Source organism: Sphingomonas sp. Mn802worker, assembly GCF_000382485.1.
Lineage (GTDB): Bacteria > Pseudomonadota > Alphaproteobacteria > Sphingomonadales > Sphingomonadaceae > Sphingomonas.
Genome location: NZ_AORY01000001.1, coordinates 168,331 through 183,000 on the forward strand (window position 1 = coordinate 168,331; position 14,670 = coordinate 183,000).

Consider the following 14,670-nt stretch of genomic DNA (forward strand, 5'->3'; position numbering starts at 1 on the left):
CGGTGGCGATCGACGAAACGCGCACCTTCCTTCCGGTGCGGATCGCGGTGCTGACGGTTTCCGATACACGCGGGCTTGCCGAAGATCGTTCGGGTGACACGTTAGTGGCGCGGGCAGAGGCAGCGGGGCATGTCCTTGCCGACCGTGTGATCCTGCGCGACGACGCCGACGCGATCGTCGCGCAGCTGAACCGTTGGATCGATGACACACAGGTCGATTGCGTCATCACCACGGGCGGCACTGGGGTGACCGGGCGCGACGTGACGCCCGAAGCGGTCGAGCACGTCGCGGACAAGATGATTCCCGGTTTCGGCGAACTGTTCCGCTGGCTGTCATACCAGTCGATCGGCACGTCGACCGTGCAGAGCCGCGCCTGCGCCTGCGTCGCGCGCGGCACCTACATCTTCGCGCTGCCGGGCTCGACCGGCGCGGTGAAGGACGCGTGGGACGGCATCCTCAAGGACCAGCTCGACAGCCGCCATCGACCCTGCAACTTCGTCGAATTGATGCCGCGCCTGCTGGAACGCTAAAACGTTCGTTCTTGCTATGTTCTCAACACTGCCGTAGTTTTGAGGCATGGCGGCGGAGAAGAAACGGGCGACCAGAGGCGCGACGCTGAACGCGGAGAGCCGCCGCTTCAACCTTCCGCAAACCGAGGTCGACGGCGACTGGCTCGACGCGCGGGAGGTAATCGACGGCGCGTCGGCTCCGCTACGTACAACCGTGACGATCGAGCATCCACGCACGATCATCTCACGCAACACCTCGCCCGACGTACCTTTCGACCGCTCGATCAACGCCTATCGTGGATGCGAACACGGCTGCATCTACTGTTTCGCGCGGCCGAGCCACGCCTTTCACAACCTGTCGCCCGGCCTCGATTTCGAAACCAAGTTGTTCGCCAAGCCCGACGCAGCCGAACTCCTCAAGACTGAACTTCGCAAGCCCGGCTATAGCTGCGCGCCGATCGCGATCGGGACCAACACCGACCCGTACCAGCCGATCGAGCGCGACTGGCAGATCACGCGCGCGCTGCTGGAGGTGCTCGCCGCCTGCGATCATCCGGTCGTGATCACGACCAAGTCCGATCGTGTCGTGCGCGACCTCGATGTTCTCGCCGCGATGGCGGAAAAGTGGCAAGCAGCCGTCGCGATCTCGATCACCTCGCTCGATCCGAGTGTCGCAATGACGATCGAGCCGCGGGCTCCCACCCCCAAGCGACGGCTAACGGCGGTCAGAAGGCTCGCAGATGCAGGCGTGCCGACCTACGTCAACATGGCGCCGGTGATCCCGGCGGTCACCGATCACGAGGTCGAGGCGGTCGTCGCGGCAGCGGCCGACGCGGGCGCGCTCGGTGTATCGTACATCCCCGTGCGCCTGCCGTGGGAGGTCGCACCCCTGTTCCGCGCCTGGCTCGACGCGCACTTCCCCGATCGCGCGGGCAAGGTGATGGCGACGATCCAGAGCTTGCGCGGCGGGCGTGACAACGATGCGGGGTTCTTTACGCGAATGCGCGGGCAAGGCGTATGGGCCGACCTGCTACGCACGCGCTTCCGCATTGCACGCGCGAAGCACGGCTTTTCCGACGATCGCCGCCGGCTGAACCTCGATTGCTCGCGCTTTCGCCCACCGCCGGGCGCGCAGGGCGAGTTGTTCTAGCCGACCGCGCGCAGCCGCACTTCCTCCACGTCGAAGCTGACCGACGTGACACCCGCCAGCCCCTCGATCTGCTCGGCCAGTTCGGCGTCGAGCGAGAAGTCGTGCCCCAACAGCACGCGCGCGGTGCCGCCGTCCGGCACCGGCACGCTCAGCGTCACCTTGCCGCGCTGCCCGCGCCGCTCCCCGATCAGCGCCGCCAGCGCCGGTATCGCCGCCGCGTCGGTCAACGCGATGCCGAGCGCGAAACGGGTCGTCGCCGCGAGCGTCTCGAACGGCTTGATCGCCTTGATGCTGACGCGTGGCGTCTCCTCGCCGGGACGGCGGTCCAGCTCGACCGTCAGCAGCCCGCAACCGCCGATCCGCGCCGCCTCCTCAAGGTCGGCCGTGGTGCCGTCCTCGAAACAGGTCGCCGCGAACTGCCCCGTTGCGTCGGAACAGGTCGCCATCATGAACCGCCGCCCCCGCGCCGAGGTGCGCCAGCGCGCTTCCTCGACCAGCACCGCCAGCGTCGCGCCGACGCGCGCGCCATCGGCGATGTGAAGCTCGTTCAACGACGCAAAGGTGCGCGCACCATGCATCTTGGCGAGCATGCGGTGGCGGTCGACCGGGTGCGCGGAGAAATAGAAGCCGAAGGCGTCCTTCTCCTGCTCCATCCGCTCCATCAGACTCCAACGTGCGGTCGCCGGCAGCTTGATGACGTCGCCCGCATGACTTTCCTCACCGAACAAACCGCCCTGCCCGCTGGTGCGGCCGTGATGCGCGCTCGCTGCAACCGCGAGGATCGTCTCCGCGACCGCGTGTACGCCGGCGCGGTTGGCCTCAAGCCCGTCGAACGCACCCGCGGCCGCCAGCGTTTCCAGCTGGCGCTTGTTGATGAGGCGCGGATCGACCCGGTCGGCCAGATCGCTAAGGCTCTTGAATGCGCCACCTGAGGTCCGCGCCTCGACCAGCCGCTCCATCGCGCCCTCGCCCACCGATTTCAGCGCCGCGAGCGCGAAGCGGACCGCCAGCGTGCCATCCGTCGCCGTCTCGACGTCGAACTCGGCCTGGCTGGCGTTGATGCACGGTGGCAGCAGCTCGACGTTCATCCGCCGCGCATCCTCGACGAAGATCGCGAGCTTGTCGGTCAGGTGCAGGTCGTAGCACATCGACGCGGCAAAGAATTCGTGCGGGTGATGCGCCTTCAACCACGCGGTCTGGTAGGCGAGCAGCGCATAGGCGGCCGCGTGGCTCTTGTTGAAACCGTAGCCCGCGAACTTGTCGATCAGGTCGAACAGCTCGTTCGCCTTGGCCTTGGGAATGCCGTTCACCTCCTGGCACCCGGCGACGAAGATCGAGCGCTGCGCGTCCATCTCCGCCTTGACCTTCTTGCCCATCGCGCGGCGCAGCAGGTCGGCGCCGCCGAGCGAATAGCCCGCCAGCACCTGCGCGGCCTGCATCACCTGTTCCTGGTAGACGAAGATGCCGTAGGTTTCGGCCAGGATAGGCTCTAGCAGCGCATGCGGATAGTCGATTGGTTCGGTGCCCTGCTTGCGGCGGCCGAACGACGGAATGTTGTCCATCGGACCAGGTCGATAAAGCGAGACAAGCGCGACGATGTCGCCGAAGTTGGTCGGGCGCACCGCCGACAGCGTGCGCCGCATGCCCTCGGATTCAAGCTGGAACACGCCGACGGTGTTGCCGCTCTGAAGCAGATCATAGACGGCTGTATCGTCCCACAGCAAGGCATCGAGATCGACGGAGATGCCGCGCTTCGCAAGCAGTTGTACTGCCTTCTTGAGAACAGACAGCGTCTTCAGCCCGAGGAAGTCGAACTTAACGAGCCCCGCCCCCTCGACGTACTTCATGTCGAACTGCGTCACCGGCATGTCCGAACGCGGGTCGCGGTAAAGCGGAACAAGCTGCGCGAGTGGCCGGTCGCCGATCACCACGCCAGCGGCGTGCGTTGACGAGTGGCGCGGCAAGCCCTCGAGCTGCGTCGCCAGGTCGAGCAGGTGTCGGACCTGATTGTCGTTGGCATATTCCTTGGCGAGCTCGGGCACGCCGTTCAGCGCGCGCTTCAGGTCCCAGGGATCGGTCGGATGGTTCGGCACCAGCTTGGCGAGGCGGTCGACCTGCCCGTAGCTCATCTGCAGCACGCGGCCCGTGTCCTTCAACACCGCGCGCGCCTTCAGCTTCCCGAAGGTGATGATCTGCGCGACCTGATCGCGGCCGTATTTCTCCTGCACGTAGCGGATCACCTCGCCACGCCGCGTTTCGCAGAAATCGATGTCGAAGTCGGGCATCGACACGCGCTCGGGGTTGAGGAAGCGTTCGAACAGCAGGCCGAGCTTGATCGGATCGAGATCGGTGATCGTCAACGCCCAGGCGACCGCACTGCCCGCGCCCGATCCGCGCCCCGGCCCGACAGGGATGTCATGCGACTTCGCCCATTGGATGAAGTCGGCAACGATCAGGAAATAACCGGGAAACCCCATCTGGATGATGACGTCGAGCTCAAACTCGAGTCGGTCGCGATAGCCCTGCTTCCAGTCCGGCGCGAGCGGTTCTGCCGCGTCACCGGCAACCAACGTCAGTTGCTCGATCCGAACAAGCCGCGCTTCAAGCCCTTCGCGTGCGCGATCGCGAAGCATCGCTGCCTCACCTTCGCGATCACCGGCAAGGCTGGGCAGGATCGGCTTGCGCTTGGGTGCCGCAACGGCACAGCGCCGCGCAATTACCAGCGTGTTGTCAATCGCCTCGGGCAGGTCGTGAAAGAGCGCCCGCATCTCGGCCGCGGGCTTCATCCACGCCTCGGGTGAGCTGCGCGGGCGATCCTCGGTCTCGACGTAGGTCGAGTTGGCGATGCACAGCATCGTGTCGTGCGCCTCACCAAAGCTTGCTTCCTCGAAGCACGAGGGGTTGGTCGCGACCAGTGGCAGGTCGCGCGCATAGGCGAGATCGAGCAGCGCCTCCTCCGCCGCCTCCTCGATCGCATCGCCGCGGCGGACGAGTTCGACGTAGAGGCGGTCGGGAAACAGCGTCTGCAAACGTTCGGCGTAGCTGGCGGCGCGGGCCGGCTGATCCTCGGCGAACAGGCGCGCCAGCGCACCCTCTCCACCCGCGGTCAGCGCGATCAGGCCGACGGTATGCCGTTCCAGCGCATCGAAGGTGACGTGCGGCGCGTGTTCGAGCGGTCGGTCGAGGTGCGCCTGACTGACAAGCGCGCACAGATTGTCGTAGCCGGCGCTGTCCTGCGCATAAAGCGCGATCCAGTCGACCACCGGCGCATTGCCCTCCGGCATGTCGGGGCGGCAGAGGCCCAGCATCGTGCCGATCACGGGCTGCACCCCGGCGGCGAACGCGCCGTCTGAAAACGCCATCGCGGCGTAGAGGCCATTGCGATCGGTCAACCCGGCGGCGGGGAAGCCGAGCTTCGCCGCACGCTTGGCGATCGCCTTCGGATCGATCGCGCCATCGAGCATGGTGTAGCAGGAGAAGATGCGGAGCGGCACGAACCCGGAATGCGGCATCGCTTCAACCTAGTCGTGGCGCAGCGATTCTACCAGCGCGGAACCGTGTGCTTCGGCACCCGTTCGGCGGCGCAGACAGGAGTATCGACGATGATGGACGTGCGCGGCGCCAATCCGGCGCGACAAGGCGAGGTCGGCGCCGGCTGGGGCTGGATCTTGGCGTACGGCATCGTCTCGGTCGTCCTCGGCATCACTGCCTTCGTGTGGCCATTCACGGCAACCTTTGCCGCGACCGTCGTGATCGGCGCGTTCTTTTTTGTCGCGGGCGGTTTCGCGATCGCCGCGGCCTTGTTCGGCCATGGCAGTACGCAACGCGGTTACTCGATCCTGTTCGGCGTGCTCTCGCTGATCGTCGGCTTGGTCATGCTGCTGGAGCCGGCGACGGGTGCACTGTCCTTGACGCTGATGGTCGCGGTGTGGCTGGGCGTGCGCGGCGTGTTGGAACTGATCTACGGCGTTCGACTAAAGCGCGGGCGTGGCATGCTGATCGCGCTTGGCGTCATCAATGTACTGCTGGCGTTGTTCATCCTTGCGACAGTCCCCTTCTCTGCGTTGGCGCTGCCAGGCTATATTCTCGGGATCAGCTTCATCTTCGGCGGCGCGACCTCGATCACCGCGGCGGCAGACCATCGTAAGGGCGCCAGCGCGTTTGCCGTTCCGAGCTGAGACTAGAGCAGCGCCTCGATGTCCTTGCGCATCTCAGCGGGCTTGGTCGTCGGCGCGTAGCGTGTCACCACTCCGCCGCTGCGGTCGATGAGAAACTTGGTGAAATTCCACTTGATTGCCTTGCTCCCCATCACACCGGGAGCAGCAGCCTTAAGGCGTTCGAACAGCGGATCCGCATTGTTGCCGTTCACGTCGATCTTGGCGAAGACCGGAAACGTGACATCGTAAGTGAGCGAGCAGAAATTGGCGATCTCCGCTGCATCTCCGGGTTCCTGCGCGCCGAACTGATTGCACGGAAACGCCAGCACCTCGAACCCGCGTGGTGAAAGATCGCGGTGCAACGCCTCAAGCCCCTCATATTGCGGCGTGAAGCCGCACTTGGAGGCGGTGTTGACGATCAGCAGCACCTTGCCGCGCCATTGATCGAGCGATGTCGGCGTTCCGTCCGCTGCCCGAACCGTCATGTCGGTAATCGCGTTCATCTTTGTTCTCCGCGGGTGAGCAGATAATCCAAATTGCGGCGAACCTGCGGCCATTCGTGCGCCATGATCGAATAAACCGCGCTGTCACGGACCTCGCCCTCTGCGGTCACCATATGCCCGCGAAGGATGCCATCCAGCCGCGCGCCGAGCCGCTCGATCGCCGTACGCGACGCACGGTTGAGGACGTTAGTGCGCAGTTGCACGCACTGGCACCCAAGTGTGTCAAACGCATGCGTCAACATCAGCCGCTTCGCCTCGGTATTCACCTTGGTGCGCTGGACGCGCGGGGCATAGACGGTGCCACCGATCTCGAGCCGGCGATATGCCTCGTTCATCCGCATGTAGCGCGTGACGCCTGCCACCTCGCCGGCCGCGTCCAGCACGACGAACGGCAGCGCGCGCCCCGCCTCGACCTGTCGTTCAACCGCTTGGTACCACGAGCCAATCGTCGCAGCGTCGGGGACGACGGTCGCGAAATTCGGGCCAATCTCGGCAAGCGCAGCGACGATCGCGTCACAGTCGTCAGCCTCAAGCGGGCGGAGCGTGACGTGCCGGCCCGAGAGCGTCACCGCCTCGCGCCACGCGCTCACTGTAACTGGCCCTCGTGCAGCCGGACGATGCGATCCATCCGCTTCGCCAGCCGCTCGTTATGCGTGGCGACGAGTGCGGCGGAGCCTTCCTCGCGCACCAACCGAAGGAACTCGGCCAGCACGACATCGGCCGTATGCTCGTCGAGGTTGCCGGTAGGCTCATCCGCCAGGATCAACGCAGGGCGATTGGCGAGCGCGCGCGCGACCGCGACGCGCTGCTGCTCGCCGCCCGACAGTTGCGACGGGCGATGCGTGAGGCGATGACCGAGCCCGAGCACCGTCAGCAGCGTGGTCGCGCGCGCCTCCGCTGCGGGTCGCTCCGCCCCGTGGACGAGCTGCGGCAGGATCACGTTCTCGATCGCGTTGAAGTCGGCGAGCAGGTGATGGAACTGGTAGACAAAGCCCAGCTGGTCGCGGCGCACCGCGGTGCGCCCCCTAGCATCAAGTCGCGCCGCCTCCTCGCCCGCGATCCGGATCGAGCCCTCGAACCCACCTTCAAGCAGGCCGATCGCCTGCAACATCGTCGACTTGCCCGAGCCCGAGGGACCGAGCAGTGCGACGATCTCACCCGGCGCGATCGACAGGTCGACGCCGCGCAGGACGTGGATCGTTTCGGAGCCTTGCGTGAAGCTTCGCGCCAAGCCGCGGGTTTGGAGGACGGGGCTACCTGTGGAAACCCCGCCGTCGTCAGTCGCGGCAAAGCCGCCACCTATGGCGGCTCCGATGCGCCGGCCGATAGCGTCTTCGCCACTATTCATAGCGCAGCACCTGCACCGGGTCGGTACTCGCCGCTTTATAGGCGGGGTAGATCGTTGCTAGGAACGTCATGATCAGCGTGATGACGACGATTGCCGCGATTTCGACCGGATCGGGCTTGGACGGCAGCTCGGTCAGATAGCGGATCGAGGGGTCCCACAAATTCTGACCGGTCACGAGCTGGACGAAATTGACCACCGCCTGCCGGTAAAACAGGAACACCGCACCGAGCAGCAATCCCGCGATCGTGCCGAGCACGCCGATCGTCGTGCCGACCGTCATGAAGATACGCAGCATCGCGCCCCTGCTCGCCCCCATCGTACGCAGGATCGCGATGTCGCGCGTCTTGGCGCGCACCAGCATGATCAGCGAACTGGCGATGTTGAACGCGGCGACGAGGATGATAATGCAGAGCACGACGAACATCGCCACGCGCTCGACCGCCAGCGCGTCGAACAGTTCCGCGTTCAGCTGCCGCCAGTCGCGGATGATCGCATAGCCCTGCACCTTGGGTGCGAGCGGCGCGAGGATCTCGCCCACCTTGTCGGCGTTTGCGGTCTCAAGCTCGATCATGCTGACCGAATCGCCCATCAGCAGCAGCGTCTGCGCGTCCTGGATCGGCATGATTACATAGGCCTTGTCGTAATCGTAGATGCCGACTTCAAAGATGGCGCCAACGGTGTAGCTGACCTGCCGTGGCACCGTGCCGAACGGAGTCGACTGCCCCTGCGGGTTCCAGATCGTGATCTGCGAGCCGACGGTTGCGCCCAGCGCCTCGGCCAGCCGCGCGCCGATCGCAACGTTGCCGCTGCCGGGTGTCACCGCGTTGAGGCTGCCGACCAGCACCTTCGACCGGATCGTCGCATTGTCGCGGATGTCCTGCACGCGCATGCCGCGCAGCAGGATGAACTCGGCGCGGCCATTGTAGGTGGCAAACAGCGGCTGCTCGATCAGCGGCGTCGCTTGCGTGACGCCGGGTGTCGCCCGCGCGTCGCGCACCACCTGCTGCCAATCGGGCAGGCGACCGCCGACACCTTGCACCACTGCGTGGCCGTTTAGTCCCACGATCTTGTCGAACAGCTCGGCGCGAAAGCCGTTCATCACGCTCATGACGATCACCAGCGCGGCGACGCCGAGCATCACCGCGCCCAGGCTGAACCCGGCGACCAGGACAATGAAGCGTTCACCACGTCCGGGCAGCAGGTACCGGCGCGCGATCATGCTCTCGTAGCGCGACAGCAACATGGCCGCCGCTCTAGGACGCACGCCCGCGGCTGGCAACGGGGAGGTAGGTGGCGTTCATGTCCGGTCCCGGTGCCACGGCACACGCCCGGGCTGTGGCGAATAAATCACAGCGGCGACACAATCGGTTTATGCGTCGTTCATGACAGTCGACAGCAGAGCCCGCCTCACCTAGCAACACTGTACTGGCACACAGGCACAAGCCGTGGTTCGGGGAAAGCAGACCAGCCCCGCTTCAACCAAGTTGAAGCGTGCGGGCGGAATGCAGGATTAGGGGGCTGACGAGTTGATCGTCACGCAGGCGCCCGGGTCGGAAACGATCCGGGCGTTTGCTTTTGCACCGCCTGGAAATACTTGGTGACGTGGCAATCAGGGCATCTTGGCAAGTACAGGCGCGGCCATGTCGCCGCGCCCTCGTTCTTCAGAACGATGCCGAGAAGGTAAGGCCATAGGTGCGCGGGTCCCCCGGCTGCCCGACCACGAGCCCCGTATTGCCCGACTGCGTGGCGAGCAGCTCGAAATAGTCTTGATCGAAGACGTTGCGCACCCAGCCGAAGACGTTGAGCCGGCTGCCCTCGCGGTAACCAACCCGCACGTTGGAGATCGAATAACCGTTCACCTGCGTGTAGATCGACTCGGAGGGGTTGGACGAGAAGTTCGACCGGTAGCTGCCGTCGTAGCCGAGGTAGAAGTTGCCGTCGGCGCCGCCGAAGTTGGTCGGAACGCCATATTCCGCACCGTAGGAGAAGGCCCATTTCGACACGCCGGGAATGCGCTGCCCCGAGATGTTGCAGAACGGCAGGCTGTTGCCCGGCGTGCCAGCGGCTGCGGGCGTGCCGACGACCTGTCCGTTGACGATCGGCAGCGCGGTGCCGCCCGACAGCTCGGGTGGGCACGGCGCATCGGTGAAGCGCTGGTATTTGGCGTCGGTGTAAGCCGCATTGGCGTAGACGTTCAGCCGGCTGGTCGGCCGAAACGCCGAATCGATCTCTACCCCCCGCGTGCGGACATGCCCGGCATTCGCGAGATAGCCGCGCAGCACGCTCAACTGGCTGTTGGTGACGGTTGCCTGATAATCGAAGATGTCGGTCCAGAAAGCGGCGATGTTGACGGTCGCGCGACGATCGAGGAACTGGTTCTTGAAGCCGAGCTCGTAATGGTTGACCGTTTCGGGCTTTACGGTCGCGGTGGTGAGGAGCGGCAGGTTGTCGCTGCCGAGCGGCAGACCCGACAGGTTGATGCCGCCCGACTTGTAGCTGCGCGCATAGGTCGCGTAGAAATGATGGTCGTCGGACAGGTCGTAGGCCAGCGTCACGTCGCCTGAGACGTTCCAATCGTCGAAATCGGGCTGGTAGCTCTGGGGGGCCAATACGCCGCAGCGGTCGCGCGTCACGCTGCTCGCACCTTGTGCCGTCGCGGAACAGTCGAGCGTCGCGCCGCTGCCGGTGGTAACCAGCGAAAGGTAATCACCCTTCTTCTTGTCGTAGTTCACGCGCAGGCCCGGCGCGATCGAGAGACGGTCGCTGACGTGCCACGTCACCTTGCCGAACGCCGCCGCGCTGGTGTTGCTGAACCCGATCGTGTTGCGCGAGGTCAGCCCGTTCAGCACCGCGGGATTGCACGCATTGGCGGTGCTGGCGGGCGTGCAGCCGCCGGCGGGCGGGTTGAGCAGCCAGCGGCTCGCCGCCGAGCCCTGCACCTGCAATCCTTGCGTGTCGATCGTTTGATGGAAGTAGAACAGCCCGGCGACGTAATCGAGCGTGTGGCGACCGTTCGAGGCGATGCGCAACTCCTGGCTTACCTGCCGTTGCTGCGACGGGTTGGCGGACACGGTCGTGATCGGCAGGCCGATGAAGTCGCGGTCGTTTGAAGGCTTCCAGTCCCAGAACCGCCATGCGCTAACCGACGTCAGCGACGCCGACCCGAGATCGAGTTCGCCCACCAGCGACACGCCGCCAAGTTCCTGTCGCGCGCGCAGCGGCGTGTCGAGGTCGGTCACGCGATCGAACGCGTCCGTCGACGGCGGCGCATAGCCGAACGCCGCGACGAGTGCCGCATATTGCCGTGTCAGCGGGCGCTGCGTCGCTCCGGTGCGCACGTAATATTGCGCGCAGCAATCCGGGTCCTGGTGGTTGTAATCGCCAGACAAAGTGAGGTCGAGCGTGTCGGTCGCGTGCCAGTAGAGTTGCCCGCGAATGCTCTGATTGTCCTGTGCGTTGACGTACTCGCCGCTCGCGACATTGTAGACGGTGCCGCGCCGCCGTGTTACCGACGCGGAGAGCCGGGCGGCGAGCTTGTCGTCGACCAGCGGACCCGACGCGGACGCCTTCGCCTGGACGAAGTCGTAATTGCCCGCGGTCAGCTCGACCCGTGCCTCGGGCGTGAAGCTGGGTTTGCGCGTCGTGATGTTGATCGCGCCCGCGGTCGTGTTCTTGCCGTAGAGCGTTCCCTGCGGTCCGCGCAGGATCTCGATCCGCTCGGTATCGGTGAAATCGAACGTCGCCGAGGCGATGCGGCTGTAATAGACCTGGTCGACATAGATACCGACGCCCTGCTCGATCCCGTCGTTGGTGAGCCCGAACGGCGCGCCAAGGCCACGAATGTTCGCCGCCGAGTTGCGCGGATTGGTGGAGTAGAATTGTAGCGAAGGCTGCAATTGCGTCAGCCGATTGACGTTGTACGCGCCGGTATCCGCCAGCGCCTGGCCGCCGATGACCGAGATCGCGATCGGCACCTGCTGCACCGTCTCGCTGCGTCTCCGGGCGGTCACGACGATGTCGCCGCCACCCTGCTGCGCATTGCCCAGTCGACCGGCCGCAGTTTCCTGTCCAGTCTCTTCCTGCGTCGCGGGCGGATCGACGACCGGAGCAGCGGGCGATTGCAGCGCGGCCTGGGCGAGCAGCAGCGCGAGCGTGACGGTCATGGCGTGATCCCCTTTGTTTCACGCAGCGTAAGCGCGAAGGTGAAACCCTATCAATGAAGTAGATGTTTAGCGGCAGCTTGAAACGCTTCGCCGGTCTACCATCTTGTCTAATGCGCGGTGCCGCTTGATCGGGCCGGGCGATGCCGGCGTCGCGGACACCCGGACGCCGCTTTTCAACTCGCTCAACCAGAGGATTTGAGATGCGTTTCGACCTTACCCCCTATCGCCGCTCTACCATCGGGTTCGATCGTCTGTTCGACATGATCGAGGCCAATGCGCGCGGCGCATCCGAGAATTACCCGCCGTTCAATCTCGAGCGGATCGCCGATGATCGCTACCGCATCACGCTGGCCGTCGCCGGGTTCAGCCGCGACGAGGTGGAGATCACCGCGCAGCAGAACCTGCTGCTGGTCGCCGGGCGCAAGGACGACAAGGCCGAGGGGCCGAGCTTCCTGCACGTCGGGATCGCCAACCGCAGCTTCGAGCGCCGTTTCGAGCTTGCCGACTTCGTCTTCGTTGAGGACGCGCGGCTGAACGACGGACTGCTGGTGATCGACTTGGTGCGCGAGGTGCCCGAGGCGATGAAGCCGAAGAAGATCGCGGTGCGTACCGGAGCGCCGCTCGCCGCGGTGGAGAACGAACCGACTGCGGGTGAGGCCAAAGCCGCCTGAGCACGGCAGCACCGACCAGTTCGGCGCCTCTTTGCTCCCTTTAGAGGCGTCGTGGGGCGTCCGGGCAACCGCCCGGGCGCCTTTTCCTTTATTGCGCCGGCGCGGCCCTCAACCGGTGATGACGCGCAGGACCGCCAATCCCGCGGCAGTCAGAACGACGTGCCCCATGAAGTGGCGCGTCAGCCCCATGTCGGACAGCAGCGACAGGATCGAGCGATCGGTATCAGGCGGCAGGAAGTGACGCGGCCCCGCCTGCCTTGCCGAGCACATCACGGAACGCGCGTGTTGTGGCAGGCCGGCGGCCGCCGTTGCTGCAAATGACATGGATGCGATCCCCACCGGTCCCAATGCACCGGGTACAGCATGGTCACTGCACCTCGATCAAGCAGGCGGGTAGCATGAAGCGATGAACGACAGCTTGACCGGGACGGGCTGAACGTCGGCCAAGGTCAAGGCCGCAGTGCCCCTATTAGACGAGCCGGCTCTGCTTGACCGCAGCCGCGATGAAGCTGGCGAACAGGGGGTGCGGATCGAACGGCTTCGACTTCAATTCGGGGTGGAACTGCACGCCGACGAACCACGGATGGTCGGGCCGCTCGACGATTTCGGGCAACATGCCGTCGGGTGACAGGCCGGAGAAGACGAGCCCGCCCGCCTCCAATCGGTCGCGATAGGCGGTGTTGACCTCGTAGCGGTGACGGTGCCGCTCCTCGATCTCGTCGGCGCCGTAGACCGAGGCGACGACGCTGTTGCCGGTCAGCTTCGCCGGATATGCGCCCAATCGCATCGTGCCGCCCAGATCGCCGTCCACCGCGCGCTTTTCCAGCCCGCGCTCGCCCATCCATTCGGTGATGAGGCCGACGACGGGCTCGGGCGTCGGGCCGAACTCGGTCGAGGACGCCTGGGCGATTCCGGCAAGGTCGCGTGCCCCCTCGACGCACGCCATCTGCATGCCGAAGCAGATGCCGAAATAGGGCACGCGCCGCTCGCGCGCGAAGCGCACCGACTCGATCTTTCCTTCCGCGCCGCGTGATCCGAACGCACCCGGCACGAGGATCGCGTGGCAGGGCTCCAAGTGGGCAGCGATCTCGGCCTCGTCGCCCTCGAACAGCTCGGCGTCGATCCAGCGGATGTTGACCTTGACGCGGTTGGCGATTCCGCCGTGGACCAGCGCCTCGTTCAGCGATTTGTACGCGTCCTGCAGTCCGACATATTTGCCGACGACGCCGATCGTGACCTCGCCCTCGGGATGTTCAAGCCGCTCAACGATCTCTTCCCAGCGGCTGAGATCGGGTGCCGAGGATGGCGTGATGCCGAAGGCGCGCAGCACCTCCGAGTCGAGCCCTTCGCCATGATATTGCAGCGGCACGGCGTAGATGCTCTTCGCGTCGAGTGCGGGGATCACCGCACTTTCGGGCACGTTGCAGAACAGCGCGATTTTGGCGCGCTCGGACGCGGGCAGCGGCTGCTCGCAGCGGCAGACGATCACGTCGGGCTGAACGCCCAATGCGGCGATCTCGCGCACAGAGTGCTGGGTCGGCTTGGTCTTCAGCTCGCCCGCCGCGGCGATGTACGGCACCAGAGTCACGTGGATCGAGATCGCGTTGGCCCGCCCCTCCTCGTTGCGGAGCTGGCGGATCGCCTCGATGAAGGGGAGCGACTCGATGTCGCCGACGGTGCCGCCGATCTCGCACAGCACGAAGTCGAGATCGTCGGTCTCAGCGCGCGCAAACGCCTTGATCGCGTCGGTGACGTGCGGGATCACCTGCACCGTTGCGCCGAGATAGTCGCCGCGCCGCTCACGCTCGATGATCGTCTTGTAGATGCGGCCCGAGGTGACGTTGTCCGACTGACGCGCCGACACGCCGGTGAAACGCTCATAATGGCCGAGGTCGAGATCGGTCTCGGCCCCGTCGTCGGTCACATAGACCTCGCCGTGCTGATACGGGCTCATCGTGCCGGGATCGACGTTCAGGTACGGATCGAACTTGCGGATACGGACCCGGTAGCCACGCGCCTGAAGGAGCGCGGCGAGGCTCGCCGCCATGAGACCCTTGCCGAGCGAGGAAACCACGCCGCCGGTGATGAAGATGAACCGCGCCATGGGGATAAACGCCTAACCCTGAAATACGAACGACCACAAGCGCGCGGTCGCCCACGCGCGGCGAA

The 14,670-nt window shown here is 65.4% G+C and carries 12 protein-coding genes; 4 read left to right on the forward strand and 8 right to left on the reverse strand.

The genetic code is table 11. The features are described from left to right. The first annotated feature begins 2 nt into the window (after positions 1 to 2). Both moaB and SMN802W_RS0100850 read left to right on the forward strand, forming a co-directional pair. Positions 3 to 530 carry a molybdenum cofactor biosynthesis protein B gene (gene moaB / locus SMN802W_RS0100845; protein WP_019514986.1) on the forward strand — a complete coding sequence of 176 codons (528 nt, stop codon included), beginning with the start codon at positions 3 to 5 and terminating at the stop codon, positions 528 to 530. A gap of 46 nt (positions 531 to 576) precedes the next feature. Beyond that, a complete protein-coding gene (locus SMN802W_RS0100850; RefSeq protein ID WP_019514987.1) occupies positions 577 to 1,659 on the forward strand; it encodes a PA0069 family radical SAM protein in 1,083 nt (360 codons plus the stop codon). On the opposite strand, the gene dnaE is transcribed toward SMN802W_RS0100850, so the two are convergent. Beyond that, positions 1,656 to 5,171 (reverse strand): DNA polymerase III subunit alpha, encoded by a 3,516-nt coding sequence (gene dnaE, locus SMN802W_RS0100855; protein ID WP_019514988.1) that lies wholly within the window; start codon positions 5,169 to 5,171, stop codon positions 1,656 to 1,658. The two genes, SMN802W_RS0100850 and dnaE, sit on opposite strands and share 4 nt — an antisense overlap. On the opposite strand from dnaE, the gene SMN802W_RS0100860 reads away from it, so the two are divergent. After that, entirely contained in the window at positions 5,163 to 5,837 is a 675-nt protein-coding gene (locus SMN802W_RS0100860; protein ID WP_019514989.1) for an HdeD family acid-resistance protein, read from the forward strand. The genes dnaE and SMN802W_RS0100860 overlap by 9 nt on opposite strands. 2 nt (positions 5,838 to 5,839) lie before the next feature. On the opposite strand, the gene SMN802W_RS0100865 is transcribed toward SMN802W_RS0100860, so the two are convergent. The 5 genes from SMN802W_RS0100865 to SMN802W_RS0100885 form a co-directional block, all read right to left on the reverse strand. Further along, positions 5,840 to 6,319, reverse strand: a complete 480-nt coding sequence (locus tag SMN802W_RS0100865; RefSeq protein ID WP_019514990.1) for a glutathione peroxidase — start codon at positions 6,317 to 6,319, stop codon at positions 5,840 to 5,842. Continuing rightward, positions 6,316 to 6,909: a GNAT family N-acetyltransferase gene (locus tag SMN802W_RS0100870; protein WP_019514991.1), complete on the reverse strand. Its 594-nt coding sequence runs from the start codon at positions 6,907 to 6,909 to the stop codon at positions 6,316 to 6,318. Before SMN802W_RS0100870 ends, SMN802W_RS0100865 begins: the two co-directional genes overlap by 4 nt. Beyond that, positions 6,906 to 7,550: an ABC transporter ATP-binding protein gene (locus SMN802W_RS0100875; protein ID WP_019514992.1), complete on the reverse strand. Its 645-nt coding sequence runs from the start codon at positions 7,548 to 7,550 to the stop codon at positions 6,906 to 6,908. Before SMN802W_RS0100875 ends, SMN802W_RS0100870 begins: the two co-directional genes overlap by 4 nt. 109 nt (positions 7,551 to 7,659) lie before the next feature. Further along, positions 7,660 to 8,910 (reverse strand): lipoprotein-releasing ABC transporter permease subunit, encoded by a 1,251-nt coding sequence (locus SMN802W_RS0100880; protein ID WP_019514993.1) that lies wholly within the window; start codon positions 8,908 to 8,910, stop codon positions 7,660 to 7,662. A 418-nt stretch (positions 8,911 to 9,328) separates the two neighbouring features. After that, the gene (locus tag SMN802W_RS0100885; protein ID WP_019514994.1) at positions 9,329 to 11,830 is read right to left on the reverse strand and encodes a TonB-dependent receptor; all 2,502 of its coding nucleotides are present in this window, start codon (positions 11,828 to 11,830) and stop codon (positions 9,329 to 9,331) included. A 200-nt stretch (positions 11,831 to 12,030) separates the two neighbouring features. On the opposite strand from SMN802W_RS0100885, the gene SMN802W_RS0100890 reads away from it, so the two are divergent. Continuing rightward, a complete protein-coding gene (locus SMN802W_RS0100890) occupies positions 12,031 to 12,501 on the forward strand; it encodes an Hsp20 family protein (protein ID WP_019514995.1) in 471 nt (156 codons plus the stop codon). Between the two features lie 108 nt (positions 12,502 to 12,609). Here the strand turns inward: SMN802W_RS0100890 and SMN802W_RS0100895 are convergent, their stop codons facing one another. After that, entirely contained in the window at positions 12,610 to 12,825 is a 216-nt protein-coding gene (locus SMN802W_RS0100895; RefSeq protein ID WP_019514996.1) for a hypothetical protein, read from the reverse strand. A gap of 145 nt (positions 12,826 to 12,970) precedes the next feature. Then, the gene (locus SMN802W_RS0100900; protein ID WP_019514997.1) at positions 12,971 to 14,605 is read right to left on the reverse strand and encodes a CTP synthase; all 1,635 of its coding nucleotides are present in this window, start codon (positions 14,603 to 14,605) and stop codon (positions 12,971 to 12,973) included. Between the last annotated feature and the right edge of the window lie 65 nt (positions 14,606 to 14,670).